The organism is Niveispirillum sp. (assembly GCF_017996735.1).
Classification (GTDB): Bacteria; Pseudomonadota; Alphaproteobacteria; order Azospirillales; family Azospirillaceae; genus Niveispirillum.
Genome location: NZ_JAGOGJ010000053.1, coordinates 14037 through 35861 on the forward strand (window position 1 = coordinate 14037; position 21825 = coordinate 35861).

The 21825-nt window shown below is 65.3% G+C and carries 21 protein-coding genes; 9 read left to right on the plus strand and 12 right to left on the minus strand.

Annotated elements, in window-relative coordinates; genetic code table 11:
• Position 1 precedes the first annotated feature (1 nt).
• The 3 genes from KBA48_RS17035 (at position 2) to KBA48_RS17045 (ending at position 3645) form a co-directional block, all read left to right on the plus strand.
• Positions 2-1198, plus strand: coding sequence for an acyl-CoA dehydrogenase family protein (locus KBA48_RS17035; RefSeq protein ID WP_292908497.1), 1197 nt, complete (start codon positions 2-4; stop codon positions 1196-1198).
• 201 nt (positions 1199-1399) lie between these two features.
• A complete protein-coding gene (locus tag KBA48_RS17040) occupies positions 1400-2527 on the plus strand; it encodes a CaiB/BaiF CoA-transferase family protein (protein WP_292908499.1) in 1128 nt (375 codons plus the stop codon).
• Complete coding sequence (locus KBA48_RS17045) at positions 2527-3645, plus strand: CaiB/BaiF CoA-transferase family protein (RefSeq protein WP_292908501.1); 1119 nt, start codon at positions 2527-2529, stop codon at positions 3643-3645. The genes KBA48_RS17040 and KBA48_RS17045 overlap by 1 nt, the downstream gene beginning before the upstream one ends.
• On the opposite strand, the gene KBA48_RS17050 is transcribed toward KBA48_RS17045, so the two are convergent.
• Together KBA48_RS17050 and KBA48_RS17055 are read right to left on the minus strand one after the other, a co-directional pair.
• Complete coding sequence (locus KBA48_RS17050; RefSeq protein ID WP_292908503.1) at positions 3642-5027, minus strand: alpha/beta hydrolase; 1386 nt, start codon at positions 5025-5027, stop codon at positions 3642-3644. The genes KBA48_RS17045 and KBA48_RS17050 overlap by 4 nt on opposite strands.
• Before the next feature lie 98 nt (positions 5028-5125).
• Entirely contained in the window at positions 5126-5812 is a 687-nt protein-coding gene (locus tag KBA48_RS17055) for a hypothetical protein (protein WP_292908505.1), read from the minus strand.
• Positions 5813-6116: 304 nt separating this feature from the next.
• Here KBA48_RS17055 and KBA48_RS17060 point away from each other — a divergent pair, with 304 nt between their 5' ends.
• Genes KBA48_RS17060 through KBA48_RS17080 form a run of 5 tightly spaced genes read left to right on the plus strand, consistent with a single transcriptional unit; the run spans position 6117 to position 9554 of the window.
• Positions 6117-7346, plus strand: coding sequence for a class I SAM-dependent methyltransferase (locus tag KBA48_RS17060; protein ID WP_292908507.1), 1230 nt, complete (start codon positions 6117-6119; stop codon positions 7344-7346).
• On the plus strand, positions 7346-7699 hold the full coding sequence (locus tag KBA48_RS17065) for a hypothetical protein (RefSeq protein ID WP_292908509.1): 354 nt from the start codon (positions 7346-7348) through the stop codon (positions 7697-7699). Before KBA48_RS17060 ends, KBA48_RS17065 begins: the two co-directional genes overlap by 1 nt.
• Positions 7696-8580, plus strand: a complete 885-nt coding sequence (locus tag KBA48_RS17070; RefSeq protein ID WP_292908511.1) for a VOC family protein — start codon at positions 7696-7698, stop codon at positions 8578-8580. Before KBA48_RS17065 ends, KBA48_RS17070 begins: the two co-directional genes overlap by 4 nt.
• Before the next feature lie 60 nt (positions 8581-8640).
• Positions 8641-9078, plus strand: coding sequence for an antitoxin Xre/MbcA/ParS toxin-binding domain-containing protein (locus tag KBA48_RS17075; RefSeq protein ID WP_292908513.1), 438 nt, complete (start codon positions 8641-8643; stop codon positions 9076-9078).
• A gap of 2 nt (positions 9079-9080) precedes the next feature.
• Complete coding sequence (locus KBA48_RS17080) at positions 9081-9554, plus strand: RES domain-containing protein (protein ID WP_292908515.1); 474 nt, start codon at positions 9081-9083, stop codon at positions 9552-9554.
• 9 nt (positions 9555-9563) lie between these two features.
• Here KBA48_RS17080 and KBA48_RS17085 read toward each other — a convergent pair whose 3' ends face one another.
• The 10 genes from KBA48_RS17085 to KBA48_RS17130 all read right to left on the minus strand — a co-directional run bounded on the left by KBA48_RS17085 (position 9564) and on the right by KBA48_RS17130 (position 20692).
• Positions 9564-10502, minus strand: a complete 939-nt coding sequence (locus KBA48_RS17085) for a hydroxymethylglutaryl-CoA lyase (protein WP_292908517.1) — start codon at positions 10500-10502, stop codon at positions 9564-9566.
• A 3-nt stretch (positions 10503-10505) separates the two neighbouring features.
• Entirely contained in the window at positions 10506-11714 is a 1209-nt protein-coding gene (locus KBA48_RS17090; RefSeq protein WP_292908519.1) for a CaiB/BaiF CoA-transferase family protein, read from the minus strand.
• Between the two features lie 22 nt (positions 11715-11736).
• On the minus strand, positions 11737-12345 hold the full coding sequence (gene leuD / locus KBA48_RS17095; protein ID WP_292908521.1) for a 3-isopropylmalate dehydratase small subunit: 609 nt from the start codon (positions 12343-12345) through the stop codon (positions 11737-11739).
• 3 nt (positions 12346-12348) lie between these two features.
• Positions 12349-13758: a 3-isopropylmalate dehydratase large subunit gene (locus tag KBA48_RS17100; protein WP_292908523.1), complete on the minus strand. Its 1410-nt coding sequence runs from the start codon at positions 13756-13758 to the stop codon at positions 12349-12351.
• 172 nt (positions 13759-13930) lie between these two features.
• On the minus strand, positions 13931-16219 hold the full coding sequence (locus KBA48_RS17105) for a TonB-dependent receptor (protein WP_292908525.1): 2289 nt from the start codon (positions 16217-16219) through the stop codon (positions 13931-13933).
• 64 nt (positions 16220-16283) lie between these two features.
• Complete coding sequence (locus KBA48_RS17110; RefSeq protein WP_292908527.1) at positions 16284-17108, minus strand: DUF4437 domain-containing protein; 825 nt, start codon at positions 17106-17108, stop codon at positions 16284-16286.
• Positions 17109-17120: 12 nt separating this feature from the next.
• Positions 17121-17423, minus strand: a complete 303-nt coding sequence (locus tag KBA48_RS17115) for a hypothetical protein (protein WP_292908529.1) — start codon at positions 17421-17423, stop codon at positions 17121-17123.
• Positions 17420-18469, minus strand: a complete 1050-nt coding sequence (locus KBA48_RS17120; protein WP_292908531.1) for a class I SAM-dependent methyltransferase — start codon at positions 18467-18469, stop codon at positions 17420-17422. The genes KBA48_RS17115 and KBA48_RS17120 overlap by 4 nt, the downstream gene beginning before the upstream one ends.
• 29 nt (positions 18470-18498) lie before the next feature.
• Positions 18499-19389 (minus strand): hypothetical protein, encoded by an 891-nt coding sequence (locus KBA48_RS17125; RefSeq protein WP_292908533.1) that lies wholly within the window; start codon positions 19387-19389, stop codon positions 18499-18501.
• Positions 19382-20692 (minus strand): MFS transporter, encoded by a 1311-nt coding sequence (locus KBA48_RS17130; protein WP_292908535.1) that lies wholly within the window; start codon positions 20690-20692, stop codon positions 19382-19384. Before KBA48_RS17130 ends, KBA48_RS17125 begins: the two co-directional genes overlap by 8 nt.
• Before the next feature lie 192 nt (positions 20693-20884).
• Here KBA48_RS17130 and KBA48_RS17135 point away from each other — a divergent pair, with 192 nt between their 5' ends.
• Positions 20885-21820, plus strand: a complete 936-nt coding sequence (locus KBA48_RS17135; protein ID WP_292908537.1) for a LysR substrate-binding domain-containing protein — start codon at positions 20885-20887, stop codon at positions 21818-21820.
• The last annotated feature ends 5 nt before the right edge of the window (positions 21821-21825 follow it).

Genomic DNA, 21825 nt, shown 5'->3' on the forward strand with positions numbered 1-21825 from the left:
CATGAGCACGCCCCACCCCGGCATTCACCCGGATGATGAAGCCGCCATCCTGGACAGCATCGAACGCTGGCTGGCCCGCGAAGTCCGCCCCGTGGCGGAAAAGCTGGAACATGACGACATCTACCCGATCCAACTGGTCGAGCAGATGAAGGAACTGGGCCTGTTCGGCGCCACCATCAGCCCGGAATTTGGCGGGCTGGGGCTGCCGGCATCCACCTATACCCGCATCGTCGCCCTGATCTCCGAGACCTGGATGTCGCTGACCGGCATCTTCAACAGCCATATCATGATGGCGACGGTGGTGGAGAAGTTCGGGACCCAGGCCCAGAAGGAATATTGGCTGCCGAAATTCTGCGCCGGTGAGATCCGGGGCGGTCTGGGCCTGACGGAGGCCGATGCCGGCACCGATCTGCAGGCCATCCGCACGCGGGCCACCCGCACCGATCGCGGCACCTATATCGTCAACGGCACCAAGACCTGGATCTCCAACGGGATCGAGGGCGGGGCCGTGGCCCTGCTGGTTAAGACCGACCCCGAGGCGCAGCCGCGCCACAAGGGCATGACCATGCTGATCGCACCCAAGGTCGACCCCGACAATGGCAAACGGTACGAGGGCTTCCGCACCGGCAAGAAGCTGGAAAAGCTGGGCTATAAGGGTATCGACAGCGCCGAGCTGATCTTCGAGGATTACGAGTTGGATGCCGAACGCCATCTGGTCGGCGGCGTGGAAGGCAAGGGCTTCCTGATGGCGGTCGGCGGTCTGGAACTGGGCCGTATCAACGTCGCCTCGCGCGCCGTTGGCATCGCGCGGCGCGCGTTGAAGGAAAGCGTGGCCTATGCCCAGACCCGCAAGACCTTCGGCAAGCCCATTGGCGAACATCAGGCCATTCAGTTGAAGCTGGGCGAGATGGCCACCAAGGTCCGCGCGGCCGAACTGCTGGTCCAGGATGCGGCCGCCGCCTATGACCGGGGTGAACGCTGCGACATGGAAGCGGGCATGGCCAAGTATTTCGCCTCCGAAACGGGGGTCGAGGTCACGCTGGAGGCCATGCGTATCTTCGGCGGTTACGGCTATTCCAAGGAATATCCGATCGAGCGCCTGTACCGCGACGCGCCCTTGATGTGCATCGGCGAAGGCACCAACGAGATGCAGCGCATCATCATCGCCAAGCAGATGATTGCGCGCAATCCGGTGTGATTGCGCGTTCCCTCGCTCTCACCGTCATCCCCGCGAAAGCGGGGACCCAGCATAAGCGGCGTCTGCCGCGACATGACTCACGCAAGCACAGAGTCATAACGGCGCTAATCGCGCCTTACGCTGGGTCCCCGCTTTCGCGGGGATGACGGAAAGGGATGTGGGAGATGGACCTTCACCACGCCTTCCCCAACGGAGCCCCCCATGACACGCCCCCTTTCCGGCATCCGCGTCATAGCGGTGGAGCAATATGGCGCCGGGCCCTATGGCAGCATGCTGCTGGCCGATCTGGGTGCCACGGTGATCAAGGTGGAAAACGCCGCGACGGGCGGGGATGTCTCCCGTTCCACGGGCCCGCATTTCCTGGGCAAGGATGACAGCCAGTTCTTCCAGACCTTTTCCAAGGGCAAGCAGTCGGCCAGCATCGACCTGAAAAGCCCGGAAGGACGCGCCGCCTTCAACGATCTGCTGGAAGGCGCCGACGCCCTGATCAACAATCTGCGCGGCGATCAGCCGAAAAAGCTGGGCCTGACCTATGACGGGGTGAAGGATATCAACCCGCGTCTGGTCTGCGCGCACCTGTCGGCCTATGGGCGCGGCAACAGCCGGGAGACCTGGCCCGGCTACGATTACCTGATGCAGGCCGAGGCCGGTTTTATGGGCCTGTCCGGCGAACCGGACGCGCCGCCCACCCGGCTGGGCGTGTCGATGGTCGATTTCATGACGGGCACCATGATGGCGTTCGGCACCGTGTCGGCCATCCTGGGCGCAAAGGCCACGGGGGTGGGCTGCGACGTTGATGTCGCACTGTTCGACACGGCGCTGCACCAGCTCTCCTACCCCGCCACCTGGTATCTGAATGCCGGCGATCAGGTGACACGCCTGCCGCGCGGCGCCCATCCCAGCATCGCCCCCAGCCAGTCGTTCAAGACGAAGGACGGCTGGGCCATGCTGATGTGCCAGACGCCGAAATTCTGGGAAGAATTCTGCCGCCGCATGGGCCGCGCCGACCTTCTGGACCGCCCGGAATTCAAGGACATCCCCGCCCGCCGCGCCAACCGGCAACTGCTGTCCGACACGCTGGACGACTTGCTGTCCACAAAGACCACGGCGGAATGGCTGTCCATCCTGGGCGGGCATGTGCCGTTCGCACCGATCACCAATCTGGATCAGGCGCTGGATAACCCGTTCGTGGCGGAGATCGGCATGGTGGAGCAGGTGGTGCACCCCGATGCCAGGGATGGCACCTTGCGCCTGCTGTCCTCACCGATCCGCATCAATGGTGAACGACCCAAGGGCCGCCGTGCGCCCAAGCTGGGGGAGAGGATGTGATGAAGCTCGACGGGATCAAGGTTCTCGACCTGTCGGCCTTCCTGCCGGGTCCGCATATGACCATGATGATGGCCGACCACGGCGCCGACGTCATCATGGTTGAACCCGCCAATGGTACCGGCGAGCCCACGCGCGAGATTGGGCAGAGAACGGCGGACGGGGTCACCGTCTGGTTCCGCAATATCGGGCGCGGCAAGCGGTCGGTCGCGCTGAACCTGAAGGACCCGGCCGACCATGCCCTGTTCATGGACCTTGCCAAGGATGCCGATGTGGTGGTGGAGGCCTTCCGTCCCGGCGTGGTGAAGCGGCTGGGCGTGGATTACGACGCCGTGCGCGCCATCAATCCCGGCGTGGTCTATTGCTCCATCTCCGCCTTCGGGCAGTCCGGCGCTTATGCGCACAAGCCCGCCCATGACATGACGGTGCAGGCGCTGGCCGGTCTGGTGGATCTCAACCGCGGCCTGACGGATGGCAAACCGGCCAGCCCCAACATGCCGGTGGCCGACATGGCCGCCAGCCTCATGGCCTTGTCCGGCGTGCTGATGGCCCTGCTGCGGCGGACACAGACGGGCAAGGGCGATTATGTCGACCTGTCCATGTTCGACGCCGCGCTGGCCTGGACACCCAATGTCACCGGCCCGGTCTTTGCCGAGGATCGTCACCCGCCGGTCAAGGACATGCGCAGCTTCGGCGGATCGGCCATGTACCATATCTATGAAACGGCTGATGCCGGTTTCCTGGTGCTGGGCGGGTCGGAGATCAAGTTTGCCGAAAACCTGCTGACAGCGCTCGGCCGGCCGGACCTGCTGCCCTTCGCAAGGCAGCAGCCTGGGCCGGCGCAGGAGCCCCTGCGCACCTTCTTCAAACAGACCTTCGCCATGCGCAGTCTGGCTGAGTGGCGGGAGTTCCTACGCGGCGTTGATTGCTGCTGGGCGCCGGTGCGCAGCCTGAAGGACGCGTTCGACGACCCGTTCGTGGCCGAACGCGGCATGGTCCTGACCGATGGCGACGGCTATCGCCATATCGGCGTGCCCATCCGGTTCACCGATGAACCGGCCCAGCCACGCTTCGACCTGCCGGCTTTCGGCGATAAATCGGCACGCTGGGGGCGGGCTTAACCGCCCCCAGCCACGGCACTCCACCCCCGCGCCAGGATTGGCGCTGCTTTCAGCCAGTACCAGGCTTCTGCCTGCAACCGCTCCGGCCCTGGCAGGATACCGTCGCCCGGCGGAAACAGATGCCCGTCCCGCGCCTGCTGCCATGCCGCCAGCAGATGACCGCCGCCTTCGACCGGGCACAGGTCCGCCGGCGCCTCGCCGATACCGGGATGGCGCGTCAGGCCGGTCACCAGCGCCGGATGCCGGTCGGCCAGCACCGCCCCCACGGCGGCACCATAGCCCCACCCCTCCACGGCCCCACCCATCCAGCCCCGCGCGGCCAGCAGGCCGGCAATGGCATCCGCCATGGCTGCAAGATCGCCGGGATCGGCCACCGCGTCGCTATCACCCATGCCGGGCAGATCCGGGGCCAGCCACGCACTATCGGCGGACGGGGGCAGAAGACCACCAGCGCCACCCAGATCATGCAGGCGCAGGACAGGCGCCCTCTGCCCACCCGTCCTCCAGGCGATGCCACCCGTCACGCCGCGTTCCGCGAAGGCGGGCGGCGGTGGGGCGTCACCGTCCGGCAGATGACGACGCAGGAAATCCGTGATCACGGTCCACGCCGCCTCCCGGTCGGGCGCGGTCCCCGGCGCCACGCCGGGCGGCAAGGCCGGCAGCTTCGACAGATAACCGACCAGCGGATCATCCTGTGCGATGAACAGCAGGGCGGGCACAGTCAGCGCTGCCATATCGTCGGCCGGACGGTAGGAGAGCGCGGCGCCATAGCCGGTGCGGTAGTTGTCGCCTGCGCGCAGGAACTCCATGATCTGTTCATGGATGCGGGCCAGGTCTGGCTTGGGCCGGGCCAGCCGGGCCGACGGCTCACGCCGGTACCAGGGGAAAAAGATGCCCTGATCCCGGATACGGTGCCAGGCCCAGGCCAGATGCCCGCCATCCCATTGCGGATGGAGGGGCGGCAGATAATTGGCCAGCAGGTCCGCCCGCTCCCCCTCCTCCATCAGCAGGAACCCGTCCACGACCAGACCGGAGACAAGCCGGGGGTACAGGGCGGCAAAACGGTTGGCGATGCAGGCCCCCGTATGGAAGCCGTAAAGCGCCACCTTTTCCAGCCCCAGCGCCCCCAGCAGTGCCACCAGCGCATCGGCAAACCGGTCCACGGTGGCGGGGCCATCGGGCAGTGGGTCCGACAGGCCGAAGCCGGGATTGTCGGGCGCGATCACCGTGGCGAACGGCGCCATGGCCCGCATCAGGGGCAGCAGTTCGGCGCTGTCACGCGGTGACTGATGCAGGGCCACCAGCACGGGGCCGCTGCCGGCGCGACGGTAATGGACCAGCCGGCCATCGACCCGGATGAAATGCCGCTCGACCTTCGTCATCGCCTTCCCCCTTTTTCCAAGGGCAGCAGCATGACCCGGTCCCAAACGGTTGGTCCAGCCAACCGCTTGGGAAACACCACAAATGCCGGTTGTCGCCCTCAGAATGGCTTCACGGCACCCAGGAAGGCGTTGGTCATGATGCCGGCCCAGTAGAAATAGGCCAGCTTGCGGCCGAAGGCCAAGGCGCTTGCCAGCTTGGCCTCCAGTTCGGCCGAACCGCCGATGGCTTCCAACTGGTTAAAGATGGTGATCCAGTCGCGCATGATATAGCGCAGCAGCAGCCCGATGATCAGCAGGCCGGAAAAGATCACGGCCTTGGCCGCGTACCACCCGGCCGACAGCGGCCCGCCCGTGACAAGGCTGTAGACACCGACCGCGAACAGGGCCGGGATCACGACATAGCGGATGGCCTCGTCCGTCTTGGTCAGCACCATGTAGAAGGGCGACTTGCGCTTGAAGAAGGCCGTGATCACCAGCGCCACCCAGGCCGCCGTGAAGATCCACATGCCCACCAGCCAGTTCCCGCCCAACGGCTGATACCCCATGTTATAGCCCAGATGCAGGCCCAGCGGCAGCAGCAGCACGATGCCCGTGCGCGGCAGGATGTCGATGCGATAGGCCGTTTCCATATGCCGCTTGCGTTCCGCCAGGCTGAGATTGGCATTGGTCAACAGCCGCGAGGCGTTGAACACTCCCCATTCCCCGCCCAGCCAATAGGCCATGGCGATGATATGGACCCAACGCAGCATCAGATGTTCATCCAGATACATGCCCAGAAATTCCATGACCCCCGTCCTTCCCGTTCCTGATGGATGGCGGTCCGATCCTTCGCGGCCGCCGACGCGATGAACCATGGGGCGGGAAGACGGGGCGCTGAATTGATCCAGATCAATATGTCCGGACAAATAGACCAGGAAGCTTGACGCTGACCGACCTGCGGTCACGCCCCCACAAAGGCGGGTTGCCCCGCCCACAAATCCACGTGGTGGAGATTGACAATTGGATGTGGGGCGGGGGGCCGCCCCCGGTCCTAAGCTTCGTGGCAACGGGCCATGGCGCCCGCCGCCAACAAGATGGAGGACAGGTGAGATGGACGGTTCAGGAAAGCCCGTTCAGGACCGGGACGCGGCCCTTGTCGCCGCCTATGACGGCCCGCCCGATTACCGGGTGGTCGGCCGCCACGGCATCTTCCCGGAGATGACGCATGACGAGATCGAGCGTTTCAATTTCCTGGCCCATATGAACCGCCATCTGGCCGGCCGTGTGATGCCGGCCGTGAAAAGCGCGTTCGAGACGCGGGTGGCCCCCGGCCAGAGCTTCACCGACCGCCATCAGGTGCGCCGTGCCCTGACCAGGGACCCTTACTGGCAGCTCTGGTCGGCACTGCGCCGCAACACCATGGAGATGCGGCAGCAGGCCGGGCGCTGGGTCACCCTGCGCCAGCAGGAGGAGCTGGCGGCCCGCGCGGCTTCCCTGACGGCGGGCGACCCGCGTCTGGTGCTGGACCCGTCCTTGAAACTGCCGCGTTATGTGTCGTCCATCGACCATCATTGCATGCCCGGCAGCTATCACACCGAATATGGTCCGGGCGATGTGGCCAACGCCGCCAATTACGACAGCGGCCTGTTCGCCACCACGGGCGGCATGCTGGGCACATGGTCGGATGGCGGCGGTCAGGCGGTGGCCCGCTGGGTGGCCCGCAACCTGCCGGACTTCAAGCCCAGGCGTATCCTGGATATGGGCTGCGGCCTTGGCCACAATGTGCTGCCCATCGCCCAGGCCTTCCCCGAGGCCGAGATCGTGGCCGTGGATGTGGGCGCGCCCATGCTGCGTTACGGCCTGGCGCGGGCCAAGTCGCTGGGCGTGGAGAATGTGACCTTCGTCCAGGCCAATGTCGAAAGCCTGCCGCAATTCGCCGATGGCAGTTTCGACTGGGTGCAGACGACCATGTTCCTGCATGAAACCAGCTACAGCTCCATGCAGCGCATCTTCAAGGAGACGCACCGTCTGCTGGCGCCGGGCGGCATCGTCATGCATGTGGAGCAGCCGCAATACAGTCCGGAAATGCCCCTGTTCGAACAGGCCATGCGCGACTGGGACGCGTTCTACAATGCCGAGCCCTTCTGGACCAAGATGCATGAGGCGGACCTGGACGCCTGGATGGTGCAGGCCGGCTTTGCCAGGGAAAGCCTGATCCATGGCGGCGTGACGGCGGTGGTGGACAAATCCGTCTTCCCCGACGCCGCCGACGATACAGGCGAGGATTATGGCCGCAAGGCGGCCTGGCATGTCGTGGGTGCCCGCAAGGAGGTTGTGTGATGTCGATCCAAATGGCCCTGGCCGGCGCATCGGCCAAACCCACGGGCAAGCGCCCGCATTTCCTGGAAAGCTGGGAAGCCGAACGCAGCATGGCCATCGCCCTGTCGCTGGCCGGCGAACTGGTGGTCACACGCCAGCGGCTGGACACGCTGGAACGGCTTTTGGCCGCCAAGGGCATTGTCAGCCGGGAAGAGATCGAGAGTTTCAAGCCGACCAAGGATGAGGCCGCCGAACGCGGGTTGTGGAACCAGGAATTCCTGGCCCGTGTCCTGCGCGTGGTGCAGCAGGAGGCCGAGGCCCTGACCGCCACCGATGACAGCAGCGAAAATATCGCCGAGGAACTGGCCCGATGAAGCTTTTGCGTGCCGCCACCCTGACCGTCCCCAACCCCGAGGCCAGCGCCGCCCGTTATATCGAGTGGCTGGATTATGATGTGGTGGAACGGGGCCGCCTGTCCGCCGATCTGGCCGCCGCCTGGGGCACGCCGGCCAGTCAGGGCCGGGCCTATGTCGTGTTGCAACCATCCAGTGGGGCACCGGTCTATCTGCGGTTCGTGGCCGGTGATCCCGTACCGGACTACCGGCCCCTGCGCACCTTCGGCTGGGCCGCCATCGAGATCTGTGTGCAGGATGTGCTGAAGGTGAACGAGCGGATGCTGAACAGCCCGTTCGAGATCATCGGCCCCCCGCGGGAGATCGACGGGCTGCCCGCCATCTATCCGATGCAGGTGAAGGGACCGGACGGGGAAATCGTCTATCTGACGCAGATCCGTTCCGACCTGCCGGCCTTTGACCTGCCGCGCGCCGAAAGCCTGATCGACAAGCTTTTCATCCTGGTCCTGGCCTGTTCGGACATGGATGCCAGCATCGACTGGTTTGAAAAGGTGGTCGGGCTCAGCCTGGGTCGCAAGATGGACATCATCTATACGATGCTGGCCACTGCCTTCGACCTGCCGATGGAAGACCCGCACACGATCAGCACCGTCGTGCATGACCGCGACGTGTTCCTGGAATTGGACCAGTATCCGCCGGCCGCCACCCCGCGCCCGGCCCATGACGGCCAGTTGCCCCCCGGCATCGCCATCTGCACCCTGTCCCACCCCGACCTCTCAACAGTCAAGGGCAACTGGATCACGCCGCCCACCCGCCGCGACAGCCCCATCTATGGCGGGCAACTGACCGGAACGCTGCGCGCACCCGACGGCACGCTGGTGGAACTGGTGCAGTTGGGGTGAGGGGTTGGCTTCCGGATCATTTGATGCCATATTTCAGCATCAAATGATCCGGAGGTTGCCATGCAGGTACAGGATATCATTGCCGTCATGGGGGGCCGTTCCGCATTCAAAGGGCCGGTCTCCACCCCGCTGGATCTTGTGCGTGGTTTAGGCGAAGGCATCCGGGTTGAAGCGTTGGACCATGTCGCCGGTCATGTCTATCCCGACCCCGGCGCGCGCCGTACCCTGATGGCGCGGGTCGTGCCGGAGGGCACCTTGAAGCGCCGCCTGCGCGAAGGACGGTTGACGCCCGCCGAAAGTGAGCGCACAGCCCGGCTGGCCAATATCATTGCGCAAGCTGAATATGTCTGGCGTGACACTGACGATGCGCGGGCATGGCTGATCACACCGCACCCGGCACTGAATGATCGCCCCCCGATCGACGTCGCGGTTGAAGATTTCGGCGCCCGGCACGTGGAATATCTGCTGGAGGCGATCCTTCACGGCCTGCCGGCCTGATCATGACCGCAACCATCCGGGCCTTTCGCATCGCCGATAACCGCTTTCCATTGATGGATGGCGGTGGCGCCTTCCGCATGGGCGGCCGCTGGAACAGCAAAGGACGATACGTCATCTATGCCGGGATTGGTTTCGCCACGGCCATGCTTGAAAAGCTGGCCCATACAAGGATCGGCCGCATCCCGACCGGTCAGCACTATGCGGTGATCACCATTCCCGAGAGCGTATCCGTCGAAACCCTTGACCCGGCCGCGTTGCCGGGATGGGATCGGATGGACCATGTCGCCAGCAGGGCATTCGGGGATGAATGGTATGACAGCAAGCGAACAGCCGCGCTGATCGTCCCCTCGGCCCCCGCCATGGGGTTGGAGCGCAACCTGCTGATCAACCAGCTTCACCCTGAATTCATGGACATCAAGGCCGAACGACCGGTTCCCGTCATTTGGGACCAGCGGCTGTTCGGCACCGATGGCTGACGCCAGGCTTCACACCCCCCACGCCCCGCTGAAACCCTTGGGCAAACCGGCATCCGGCGTGAAGCCATAAAGCTCCGTGTCCGGCAGCGCCGCCTTTACGATGTCGCGCACCGCCAGCAGCTTTTCCAAGTCGATCCCAGTCTCATAGCCCATGGCGGCCAGCATGAAGGCCAGGTCTTCGGTCACGATGTTGCCCGACGCACCGGGCGCGAAGGGGCAGCCGCCGATACCGCCCAGGGAGGCATCCAGCGTCGTGATGCCTTCATCCAGCGCCGCGAGCGCATTGGCCAGACCCAGGCCGCGCGTATTGTGCAGATGCACGCCGGAGCAGGCATGGTCACCCACAACACCCCGGACGGCGCGGATCAGGCGCTTCACCTGGGCCGGGTTGGCGTAACCGGTGGTGTCGGACAGGCCGACCTCGTCACAACCGGCTTTCATCAGGGCCTCGGCGATCTCCAGCACCTTGGCTTCCGGCACCATTCCTTCCAGGGTGCAGCCGAAGGCGGTGGACAGGCCGCCTTCGAATTTGGGCCGGCTGCCCTCTGGCTGTGCCTTGATCAGGGCAGCGATGGCGGCCGTCTCCTCCAGCATCTGGGCATGGGTCCGGCGGACATTGCGCAGGCTGTGGGTTTCGCTGACCGACAGGGGGATGGTGATCTTGTGCGCGCCGGCAGCCACCGCCGCCTCTGCCCCCTTGAGATTAGGCACCAGCACCGCCACCGTCAGGCCGGGGATGGTACGGGCATAGGTCACCAGTTCGGCCGTGTCCGCCAGTTGCGGCAGGATCTTGGCGGGGACGAAGGACCCGACCTCAATCTCCCGCACGCCAGCGGCCGCTTCGGCCGCGATCCAGGCTTTTTTGGCGTCAGTCGGCATGATGGGGCTGATGCTCTGCAGCCCGTCGCGGGGACCGACCTCGGAAATTTCGATGAACGTACCGGCCATGGCTCAACCCTCCGCCTGGACGACAAGACCGCGCGACAGAAGGTCGGCGATCCGGGACGGGTCGTAACCCAGTTCGGCCAGCACCTGCCCCGTATGCTGGCCGGGCTTGGCTAGGTCATACTGGAGGACGGGACGGTGGCCATCGATCTCCACCGGCAGGGCCGGCAGGCGGATCAGGCGCTGATCATCGGGCAGATGCAGGTCCAGCAACCCGCCCGACGCCGCCAGATGCGCATCATCGAACAGGTCTTCCGGCCGGTTGATGGGCGCGAATGGCAGGCCGATCTCTTCCAGCCTGGCCAGCAGTTCGGCCTTGGTGAAGGTCCGGAACAGGTCCTGCACGCGCGGAATGATGCGGTCACGGGCCTGCACGCGGCCATTATTCCTGGCCAGCGTCTCATCGGCTGCGAAATCATCCAGACCGAAGGCCTTGCAGAAACCCACCCATTGTCCGTCGGTGACGACACCGGCAAAGACCGTCTGTTCGTCCTTGGTCTGGAACTGGTCATAGATGGCCCAGGCGGAGATGCGCACGGGCATGGGGCGCGCGGCGGTGCCGGTCACCACATACTGGGCCATATGCTGGCCCACCAGGAACACACAATTCTCGAACAGGGCGGACTTCACCGTCTGACCACGGCCCAGCGTGCCGCGCTGGATCAACGCCGCCAACACCCCGATGACACCGAACAGGCCGCCGATCACGTCGATGACCGAGGCGCCGGCACGCAGGGGACGGCCCGGCGGGCCGGTCATATAGGCAAGACCGCCCATCATCTGCGCCACCTCATCCAGGGCGGCACGATGTTCATAGGGGCCGGACAGGAAGCCCTTGGCGGAGCAATAGACCAGGCCGGGATTGCGCGCCTTCAACGCCTTTTCCCCAAAGCCCAGGGCCTCCATGGCGCCGGGGCGGAAATTCTCGATCAGGACATCCGCCCGGTCGATCAGGTCCAGCGCGATCTGTTTGCCTTCCGGGGACTTCAGGTCCACCGACAGGCTGCGCTTGTTGCGGCCATACATGGGGAAATAACCGGCGCCGGACCCCAGCAGGCGGCGGGTGTTATCGCCGCCGATCGGCTCCACCTTCACAACATCGGCGCCCAGGTCGCCCAGCACCATGCCCACCGTCGGCCCCATGACCATGTGGGTGAATTCCACCACTTTTAATCCGGCCAGCGGCAGGGCAGCGGCCTTGTCGTCCTGCGACATGAAAAACCTCGAACGCTGAAGGTCAGAAGAAAAGCCAGGGATTGCGGGCGCGATATCCACCCTCGAAATCCTGGATGACGGGCAGCCGTTTCAGGGTGACGCCGATGGCGTCCAGCCCTTCCAGCAGCATTTCCTTGTCGGCGGGGGCGATGGTGAAGGGCAGTTCGGTGCCGTCGGGCACACGCACGCTCTGCGCCGCCAGATCGATGGTCAGGGTCTGCGGCCGCTCCACACGCGCCAGCGCCGCCACCGACGGTTCCGGCAGCACCAAGGGCAGGATGCCGTTGCGCACACAATTGCCCTGGAAAATGGCGCCGAAGCTGGGGGCGATGACACAGCGGATGCCGTAATCCTGCAACGCCCAGACAGCATGTTCGCGCGAGGAGCCGCAGCCGAAATTGGGACCGGACAGCAGGATCGGCGCCTGACGAAAACCGGGGCGATTCAACACGAAATCCGGGTTCTCGACACGGGCTCCCACATCGCTGTAGCGCCAGTCGGCGAACATGCCCTCGCCCAGCCCTTCCTTCGATACTTTCTTCATCTCCCGCGACGGGATGATGGCGTCGGTATCGACATTGGCGCGGAACAGGGGGGCGGCAACGCCGGTCAGGCGGGTGAACTTCTCCATGGATCAATTCCCCCCCAGCAGCGGACGCGGATCGGCGATATGGCCGGCGATGGCCGATGCCGCCACCGTCACGGGGCTGGCCAGATGCGAGCGGGTGCCCGGCCCCTGGCGGTTTTCGAAATTGCGGTTTGTGGAGGTGACGACACGCTCCCCCTTGCCGAAATGTTCCCCGCCCGCGAAGAAGCACATGGAACAGCCGCTTTCGCGCCATTCGAAACCGGCCTCGCGGAAGACCAGATGCAGCCCCTCCGCCTCTGCCGCCGCCTTCACCTGCATGGAGCCGGGAACGCAGATGGCGCGCACACCGGCCGCCACCTTGCGCCCCTTCAGCACGGCGGCAGCCGCGCGCAGGTCCGACAGGCGACTGTTGGTGCAACTGCCGATAAAGGCGCCGTCAATGGGCAGACCGATCAGGGCGTCGCCCGCCTTCAGGCCCATATAGTCCAGCGCCCGGCGCTGTGCCTGCGCCGCATTGGCGTCGGCCATCTCCGGATCAGGCACCGTCCCCGTCAGCGGAACCGCATGTTGCGGGCTGGTGCCCCAGGTGATGGTGGGGGCGATATCGGCGCAGTCGACCAGGATCTCCTTGTCGAATTGCGCATCGGCATCGCTGGCCAACCCCTGCCAGTCGGTGACGGCCGCATCCCACAACCCGCCCTTGGGCGCGAAGGGACGACCCTTCACCCAGTCGATGGTCTTGGTATCCGGCGCCACCAGCCCGGTCCAGGCGGCAAACTCCACCGCCATGTTGCACAGGGTCATGCGCGCCTCCACCGACAGGGCGGTGACGGCGGACCCGGCAAATTCAATGGCGTAACCCGCCCCGCCGCCGGCCCCATGGGCAGCGATCAGGTGCAAGATCATATCCTTCGCCCCCACACCGGGGGGCAACGCCCCCTCGAACCGCACCCGCATGGTCCGGGGCCGCTTGACCACCAGGGTCTGGGTGGCCAGCGCGTGCGCGGCCTCCGTCGACCCGATACCCCAGGCCAACGCCCCCAGCCCACCCTGGGTGCAGGTATGACTGTCGGGACAGACCAGGGTGGCGCCCGGCAGGGCGATGCCCTGTTCGGGCGACACGACATGCACGATGCCCTGGCGGTTGTCGCCAATGTCGAAGACGCGGATGCCGGCTTCCGCCGCCGCGGCCCGGGTTTCCTGGATGAAGGCGGTGCCGCCGGGCATGACGGTCGCATCACTGCGCCCCGGCAGCGTATCGACAATATGGTCCATGCAGACAAAGGCCCGGTCGGGATGGCGCACGGAACGCCCCTGTTCCTGCAAGCCTTTCAGCGCCATGGACCCCGTGCGCTCATGCAGCAGCACCCGGTCGATGTAAAGCAGGTCGGTCCCGTCGCCCAGATCGGCGACACGGTGTCGTTCCCACAGTTTTTCGACAAGCGAACGCCCCATAGTCCAATCCAGTGCTGCTTCGATTTCAAATGATATATAAATATACCATTATCACCAATGCAAGGGCTTGTCACCCCGCCGATGCGACGGCGGCATAAAAAAACCCGGCCGCCAGGGGGCGACCGGGTTCCGTAATCGACGGTGTGAAGTCGAGGCTTCACATCGGAAGGGATCAGAAGCGGTAACGCGCCCGCACGTCCCAGGTCATCGGCTCGTTCAGGAAAATCGACGTCGCCGAAAGGAAGGAGACCTTGTAATTCTGGTCCGTGCAGTTCTTGCACCCGACCGACAGGGTCAGGTCCGGATAGGCCGCCGGTTCAAAGGCCAGGCTGGCATTCCACAGCATCTGGTGCGGCGTCCAGGCGCCATCGGTGCTGTCCGTGTTGCCGGCATTGCCGATGGCATAACCGTTATTGTAGTTGAAGCCGACCGTCGGCCGGAACAGGCCGCTATCCGTCTCGACATCATAAGTGGCCGACAGGATACCGGAGAAGTCCGGCGCGCGCACCGGACGGGCGATCCGGCCCTTGAAATCGACGAAGCCGCGATTGCAATTGGCCGCGATGGCCGTGGCGTTGCGTGCAGCCAACGCCGCCTGGCAGTTCGCCAACTGGATCTGCACATCGTCGGAAATGTCGATATAGCGGGCATGCTGCAGGCCCACCGAACCATTGATGCTCAGCCCCTGGAGCGGCCGCCACAGCATTTCCAGCTCGCCGCCATAATTGCGCAGGCCGGCGGGGTTCGTGGTGGTGAAGATGCGCGCACCCTGGGCCGTGGTATAGGCCGCGGAAATCTGCACATCCTCCGCCTCGCTGTAGAAGGCGGTGGCGTTCAGACGCAGGGTCCGGTCGAACAGGTCGGCACGGACACCAACCTCTTCCGACCAGACCTTCTCCGGCTTGAAGGCATAGAACAGGTTGTTGGACAGGGCGCGGCCATTCCAGCCGCCCGACTTCTCGCCACGCGTCACCGACGCATAGACCATCACATCGTCATCAACCTGATAGGACAGGGCGAAGCGCGGGGTGACGAAGGTGTTCTTCAACTCGGTGGGAATGCCCGACGCCTCGATCAGGGCGGTGCTGAACACAGGCCCCCGGGCACCGGCATTGGTTGTCACTTCCAGATCCTTGACCTCACGCGACAGGCGCACGCCGACAGTCGCGGTCAGCGCGTCGGTCACCTTGTAATCGCCCTGCAGGTAGGCGGCATAGGAATCCAGATCGTTGGAGATGGTGCGGTCGCCGCTGACCGTAAAGCCCGTCGCCGTACCGACACCGGTGCCCAGGTCGGTGTCATTGTTCTCGTGCAGGTAATAAAGGCCGGCCGTGTAGTTCAGCTTGTCGTCGAACACCAGGCCGTTGACCTTCAGTTCCTGCGAGAACTGCTTGTGCCGGCTGTAATTGGTGATCGGCGACACGCCGGTCGGGATCGGGTTGGGGGCGGCCGGGTTGCTGTCGATATAATAGCGCTGGGTCGTATCGCGGTAGCCGGTGATGGAATTGACCGTCACGCCGCCAACTTCCCAGGCGATGTTGGAGGCCAGCGACCAGTTCTTGGTCTCATTGCCCGGCTTGTTGCGGGCCTTGGAACCCGTGAAGTAATTGGCCAGCGAGCCCTGGACGATGCCCAGGCTGGACACGCGCTTGCCCGTGACCGGATCGACATAATTGATCAGGTTGGAGGCTTCCTGATCGACATAATCACCCGAGAGGTCGATCGTCAGGTCGTCATTGGGCAGCAGGCGCACAGCGCCGCGCAGGCCATAGGCATCCGTTCCGTTGAATTTGTTGCCCGTCGACCGCTGGGTGACATAACCGTCGCTGCTGCTGCGATAGGCGCTGATCTTGGTCAGAACCTTGTCGGCGAGCGGGGCGTCGATGCTGGTGCGGACATCGATGGCGCCGAACCGGCCGGCCCCTGCCTCCAGATAGCCGCCGGCCTTGCTGGACGGCTTCTTCATGATGACGTTGATGGCGCCGCCGGTGGTGTTGCGGCCGAACAAGGTGCCCTGGGGGCCACGCAGCACCTCGATCCGCTCCACATCGAACAGGCCGAAATTATTGGCGTTCTGGCGCGAGATATAGACGTCGTCGACATAGGTACCGACCGGCACGTCCTGCGTGGCGATGGATTCCGTATTGCCGATGCCACGGATGTAGTAGGTGTTGGAGCTGCCCAGACCGACATTGTTGTTACCGACCAGATTGGGGATTTCCCGGATCAGGTCGATGGTGCTTTGGATCTGCTTGTTCTCCAGATCGGCGGCCCCCAGGGAGGAGACGGCCAGAGGCACCTCCTGCAGGTTCTGCAGGCGGCGCTGTGCCGACACCACGATCTCTTCAAGCTGGAAGGTCTCCTCGGCGGCAGCCGGAGGGGCCGTCTGTGCCATGCTGTTTGTCGCCGCCATCGCAGCGATAAGGGTCAGCGACACGGTTCCCAGAAACTTGGCCTTCATTGTGATGCATCCCATATCTGATTGTTGATCTTGGCGGCGGCGGTTGCGCCTTGTCCACCGAACCTCAGTAAGCGAGCGGGGTGCCGGGCACTTCGCCGCGGCAGCTCTCCAGCGATGGCGGCAGCACCGGGTCATAGGGCGGCCACCATTGGAAGGGACGTTCGGGCGCCACATATTCCGTGGTCAGCGGCCCGCCCTTGGTCCGGAAGAAATAAAGGTTGCCGGTCAGCGTGCCGAAGGGGCCGTGCGGCACCTCCGGCGGGCGCCAGAAATAGGCGCCGGGCCGCATGACACCGCGATTGGCGTGGACCTCACCGCTCAGCAGATACATCTCCTCCACGGTGGGATGGATCTCCGACCGTTCCGCCCACCGCACCGGCAGGGTGCCCAGGATCCAGGAGACATCACCCGTCACCGGGTCCTTGTAGAGCAGCTTGCGCCCGGCACCGGGCGGGAATTCCGGATGGAAATTACCGGTGTACGGCACCTGATATCCGTCGGCCCGCAGCACCAGCCGGGCGGGGTCATAGGTCGCGGGCGCCGTGACACCCGTCGGATCGGCCGACAGGAAGGTCAGCACCACCGCACCCGACGGGCTGGACAGGGCGCCACGCTGGAACCCGGCCGGCAGATGGGCGAAGCAGAGATGGCCATAATCCTGGCCATCAACGGTCAGCGACCCGTCGATGACCAGGAATTCCACGTCCACCGGCAGGGTGCCGGCAGGAATGCCATAACCGGCGGGATAGCGGACCAGCATGCTGACCGCGCCATTATCATCGTCCCGGCTGAGCAGCCGCATCTCCACGCCCGGCGCCAAGCCCCAGAGATCATGGGGCTGCCAGGGAATATGCTGCGCTTGGACGAACTCTACCCATGAGCGTGCCAAAATCGTGGCTCCTCAAACCGATGAAGGACGGGACGGGACATCGCCGGAAAGCGGCGTGCGCGGATCGGGATCGTCGCCCAGCACCCGCAGAAGCTTGCGCATCGACGCCTCCAGCTCCTGGCGGGAGCGGGCCAGCAGCGGCGCGTCATCGGCAAGGGCCTCGATCGCGCCTGACGGCAGCGTACCTGCCCGTTCCAGCGCGGTTTCCAGCGCCAGCCGGCGGGTGCGCTCGATATGAAGCTGGGCGGCCAATTCGAAGACGAGCCCGGTCAGCCGGCCGATATCCGGCTGCATGGGTGGCAGGGTGGGGATCATTGCGGCTTCTCCGCTTCAAGGACGGCCCAGGGGAAATGCCATTCGGAACGGCGGGGCCAGGACAGCGTCTCCTGCCGGCCGCCACCGCGTTCGTCGAAACCGACCCAGCGGACATTCACCAGACCGGCCGCTGCCGCCATGGCGGGCAGGTCGGCGGCGATCATCGGCGGCAGGAAAGGTTCGTTGTTGCGCGCGCCATGTTCGATCATGGCCAGATCGCGCAAGCCATCACCGGTACGCTGAAAATCCAGGAAGCGCAGCAGACCGCCGGGCGCCAGCAGACGCGACGCCTCGGTGAAGATGGCGGGCAGCACATCGGTCGGCACCTCATGCACGAACATGGTGGAGGTCACCAGATCGGCGCTTCCCGCTTCCAGCCCCGTGGCCACGGCGTCGGCCTGACGGAAGCGCACGGCAAGGCCGCGTTCGCTGGCCCGCCGGGCCGCCAGTTCCAGACAGGGCAGCGCCAGATCGACGCCGATCACTTCCGCCTCGGGAAAGGCCTGCTTCATGGGCCAGGCGGATTTACCGAAGCCACAGCCCATATCGACGATCCGGCGATAGGGTCGGGCCGGCAGCGCCGTCTGCACGAACAGGCGATGGAAACCGTAATCGTCATTCTCGCCCAGCATCACCAGCCGGGCGCCCAGCTCATAGACGCGGCCCGCCAGATCGTGGGACCAGAAACTGCCCGGCTGCAGGTGAATGTCCCAGTCCGTATACCATTGCGGCAGCACCAGATCGGGGTCCGGCTCCACGCTGGCTGGGCCGGCAGGCGGAGGCGAAAGCGGGCCTTCATGCACCACCGCATCGGTCACGGCCCGCCACAGCATCTTCTGCGACCCGCGCTCCAGCCAGGAAAACCACGGATATGTCGGCAGACCCTGGACCAGCGGCGCCAGGCTGGCGGGGTCGTTCACCACCGGCGGCGGCGGATCGATGGCATCAAAATCCCCCCGCAGCCTTGGATAGACGGTCCCCGCCCAATGGCGTCGCAGGCTCAAGACGAAATCCAGGTTGGCCCGGTCTTCCAGTGCCATTGCCATGGTTCACGCTCCTTTCGTAGCGGGGCCGGTCACGCCGGCCCGACCAGTTCGATCCATTCGCCCGCCGCACCGCGCCGGCAGGTGGCGGCACCGCCGCCCGGCAGCAGCGCCGGCAGGGTGGCCGCGTCTTCCAGCAGGGCCGGGTCGTCGACCGCAAAACTCACCATCGCCATACCGGGCGGCAGTTCCCCGTCCGGGCAGGACCGGGGGCGCGTCACGTCCGGATAGGCGTCCAGCTCGATCAGGGTGCCGTGCGGCAGTTTGATCAGACCGTGTGCATGTTCGGTCTCCGGCGGCAGGCCGTTGGCCCAGGAGATCACCTGCACCTTGGTGGACACCGGCGGGTCGATTTCATTGCTGAAACCCGCATAGGCGTTGAACATCGCCGGCAGGTCCGCCCCGCCCGCCACGACGATGAAGACATGGCCCACGAAGGCCCGGGCCTGGGCCAGGTCAAGACCGCTGCCATCGCCCACCTGGGTGAAATACAGGCACTCACCGGCCGGACCCAGCACCTGCATGGCGCGGATCATGGGGAAGCGCTGCAGGCTTTTCGGCGGGCCGATGATGCGGAAGAACGGGCTGTTCTCCAGCGTCGCGGCCAGCGCATCCACCTGCTGCACCACAATCTCGGTGGCGTTCCAGCCATGGGTGGTCAGCGCCTGCCATCCCGTCGCCGCCTTGCTTTCCACAAAGCGCAGATAGGCAGGGGTGCCGCAGGCCGGCGCCAGGGTCAGGTATGGCCGGCCCGCCATGGCGGGTGCGGACCAGGAAACGGCGACGGCGACCGGCACCAGCCCTTCCTCCACCACCCGATATCCCAGCACCTCACCATAGGCGGTGCGGATCACCGACAGGTCGGGAACGACATGGGTAACGGCACGGATGGTGCCCAGCAAGGGACGGGTCGGCTCAGCCATGGCTGCGATCCCCCTCGCCGATCATGCGCTCCACCGCTTCGACACCCTTGCGATAGGCCGGCAGACCGAAGCACAGGATGATCAGGGCGGCCCCGCCGACGGTGGCGGCTTCGATGGTCATGGCCCAGCCCAGCTTGGCGGGGTCCCCGAACATATCGGTCATCCAACCCACGGGCGGCGGACCGATCAATTGTCCGGAGATGGAGATCACCAGATAATAGATGGCCGTGGCCTGCGACTTGATCTGACCCGGTGCCAGCAGGCTGAGGGAGGCGGGACCGGCGGCGGCGGCCATGGCCTGGCCCACGAAGGCGAAGAACAGGGCGGCGATGGCCAGTTCCGCCGTGGGCATCACCGGATAGGCGGCGAAGCCCGGCACGGCCACGAACAGCCCGCACAGCAGCGCCCGCATGGTCGCATCCTTGTGCCCCGCCTTGATCCAGCGATTGGTGAGCCAGACGCCCAGGGCGGTGCCGATGGGACCGCCGGTCAGGAACATCACGCCGGTGGCGATGCCGACATCACGGACATTCCAGCCGAAACTGCGTTCGAACAGGCTGGCATTCCAGAAAGCCAGCGACCCCATGGTGACGACGGCGGCCGATCCCACGAACAGCACACCGAAGGCCCGCCAGCGTTTCTGGATGAAGCGCAGCGCCTGGGGGATGGACGCCTTCTGCCCATCCAGACCGGATTCCGCGTCCACCACACGTTCCTGGCGCGGCGGCTCGGCGAAGGTGAACATCAGGCCGGCCAGCAGCAGGCCCGGCAGGCCGACGATCAGGAAACTCATCTGCCAGGGCTTCAACTCGCCCAGCAGCGGCACAACCACGCCCGGCAGGCCGGCGACGGCATGGACCAGCGGCCCGCCCAGCAGGAAGGCGGCGCCCGCCCCCAGGAAGGTGCCCGACATGAACATGGACAGCGCGCGGGCCCGCTTTTCACGGGGGAACCGGTCACTGATCAGGGAGACCGTGCAGGGCGCCAGCGCCGCCTCCCCCAGGCCGACGCCCAGGCGGGTGGCGAACAGGGCCGGAAAACCCTTGGCCAGGCTGGCCAGCGCCGTCATCGAACACCAGATGGTAATGCCGGCGGCCAGGATGCCGCGCCGGTTGAACCGGTCAGCCATCCAGCCCAGCGGCAAACCCATCAGCACATAGAACACGCCAAAGGCGGGGCCCAGCAACAATCCAACCTGGAAATCGCTCAGGCCCAGATCGGCCTTGATCGGGCCGATCAACAGGCTGGGAAGGAAACGGTCGATATAGGAAACGATCTGCGCTGTTGTGAGCAGGATTACCATATACCAGCCGGACCGGAGCGCTCTACGAACCCGTTCCAACTGCCCTTGACCCGTCTCACCTGTGTTCAGGGCACTCGTCATTGGCGTGCTCCTTGTTTGTTGGACGGTAGCGTCCGGGAAATGACACGCGATGACAAACGATATGATTTGGCCTACAATGTGAAAGAATTTCACAATACCTAGGAAGAGCCGATGCGCAGCCTTCCCTCGATCGAGACCCTGCGGGCGCTGGATCGCGCCGCCACCCATGGCAGCTACTCCGCCGCCGCCGATGAGTTGGGCCTGACCCACGGCGCCATCAGTCACCGGATCCGTGAGTTGGAGGAACGGCTGGGCCTGACGCTGTTCCGGCGGGTCGGACGCGGCATGGTGCCAACGCGGGAGGCCGTGACCCTGCTGGCGCATGTGCGTCAGGCGCTGGCCATCCTGGATCGCGCCTTTCCCAACCATCGCCGCGCCGATGGCAGTGAACGGCTGGTCATCTCCATCCACCCGGCCCTGGCCACGCGCTGGCTGCTGCCCCGTCTGGGCAGTTTCACGCAGATCATGCCCGACGTCGCCGTGACCATCCGGTCCACGGCGGACCTGGAGGAATTCCTGGTGCGCGGCGTCGATCTGGCCGTACGCTACGGTTCCGGCGACTGGCCCAACTGCACCAGCTTGCGGTTGGGGGGAGAAATCTTCTATCCCGTTTGCACGCCCGACTATCGCGACCGGCTGGATATCCGCACGCCGGAAGATCTGCGGCGCTGTACCTTGCTGCGCCATGGCTGGCAAAGCTGGTCGCCCTGGCTGCGCGCGGCCGGGCTGCGCCTGCCCGAACCCGCCGCCGGCCTGACCCTGTCCGACAGTTCAATGCTGGTGGAGGTCGCCAGCAGCGGCCAGGGCGTGGCGCTGGCCGGCAGCCTGATGGTGCAGGAAGAGATCAAGCGCGGGCGGCTGGTGCGGCTGTTCGACATCAAGGCCGAGGATCTCTACGGTTATTATCTGGTCTGGCAGACCGGCACGGTGCCAAGCGCCAGCGCCCGCGCTTTCCGGTCCTGGGTGGCCGATTGCTTCGCCGAGACCATGGCAGAGATCACCGGCCAGCCCGGCCCGACACCCATTGGCGAGGCCGACCTGGGATGACGCAC

Excerpts from the sequence above, each read along its gene's own strand:
- KBA48_RS17035 (WP_292908497.1), top strand. The coding sequence starts at position 2 with ATGAGCACGCCCCACCCCGGCATTCACCCGGATGATGAAGCCGCCATC.
- leuD (WP_292908521.1), bottom strand. The coding sequence starts at position 12,345 with ATGGAGAAGTTCACCCGCCTGACCGGCGTTGCCGCCCCCCTGTTCCGC.
- KBA48_RS17060 (WP_292908507.1), top strand. The coding sequence starts at position 6,117 with ATGGACGGTTCAGGAAAGCCCGTTCAGGACCGGGACGCGGCCCTTGTC.
- KBA48_RS17135 (WP_292908537.1), top strand. The coding sequence starts at position 20,885 with ATGCGCAGCCTTCCCTCGATCGAGACCCTGCGGGCGCTGGATCGCGCC.
- KBA48_RS17045 (WP_292908501.1), top strand. The coding sequence starts at position 2,527 with ATGAAGCTCGACGGGATCAAGGTTCTCGACCTGTCGGCCTTCCTGCCG.
- KBA48_RS17050 (WP_292908503.1), bottom strand. The coding sequence starts at position 5,027 with ATGACGAAGGTCGAGCGGCATTTCATCCGGGTCGATGGCCGGCTGGTC.
- KBA48_RS17070 (WP_292908511.1), top strand. The coding sequence starts at position 7,696 with ATGAAGCTTTTGCGTGCCGCCACCCTGACCGTCCCCAACCCCGAGGCC.
- KBA48_RS17115 (WP_292908529.1), bottom strand. The coding sequence starts at position 17,423 with ATGATCCCCACCCTGCCACCCATGCAGCCGGATATCGGCCGGCTGACC.
- KBA48_RS17065 (WP_292908509.1), top strand. The coding sequence starts at position 7,346 with ATGTCGATCCAAATGGCCCTGGCCGGCGCATCGGCCAAACCCACGGGC.
- KBA48_RS17090 (WP_292908519.1), bottom strand. The coding sequence starts at position 11,714 with ATGTCGCAGGACGACAAGGCCGCTGCCCTGCCGCTGGCCGGATTAAAA.
- KBA48_RS17125 (WP_292908533.1), bottom strand. The coding sequence starts at position 19,389 with ATGGCTGAGCCGACCCGTCCCTTGCTGGGCACCATCCGTGCCGTTACC.
- KBA48_RS17055 (WP_292908505.1), bottom strand. The coding sequence starts at position 5,812 with ATGGAATTTCTGGGCATGTATCTGGATGAACATCTGATGCTGCGTTGG.
- KBA48_RS17120 (WP_292908531.1), bottom strand. The coding sequence starts at position 18,469 with ATGGCAATGGCACTGGAAGACCGGGCCAACCTGGATTTCGTCTTGAGC.
- KBA48_RS17085 (WP_292908517.1), bottom strand. The coding sequence starts at position 10,502 with ATGGCCGGTACGTTCATCGAAATTTCCGAGGTCGGTCCCCGCGACGGG.
- KBA48_RS17040 (WP_292908499.1), top strand. The coding sequence starts at position 1,400 with ATGACACGCCCCCTTTCCGGCATCCGCGTCATAGCGGTGGAGCAATAT.
- KBA48_RS17100 (WP_292908523.1), bottom strand. The coding sequence starts at position 13,758 with ATGGGGCGTTCGCTTGTCGAAAAACTGTGGGAACGACACCGTGTCGCC.
- KBA48_RS17075 (WP_292908513.1), top strand. The coding sequence starts at position 8,641 with ATGCAGGTACAGGATATCATTGCCGTCATGGGGGGCCGTTCCGCATTC.
- KBA48_RS17080 (WP_292908515.1), top strand. The coding sequence starts at position 9,081 with ATGACCGCAACCATCCGGGCCTTTCGCATCGCCGATAACCGCTTTCCA.
- KBA48_RS17130 (WP_292908535.1), bottom strand. The coding sequence starts at position 20,692 with ATGGTAATCCTGCTCACAACAGCGCAGATCGTTTCCTATATCGACCGT.
- KBA48_RS17105 (WP_292908525.1), bottom strand. The coding sequence starts at position 16,219 with ATGAAGGCCAAGTTTCTGGGAACCGTGTCGCTGACCCTTATCGCTGCG.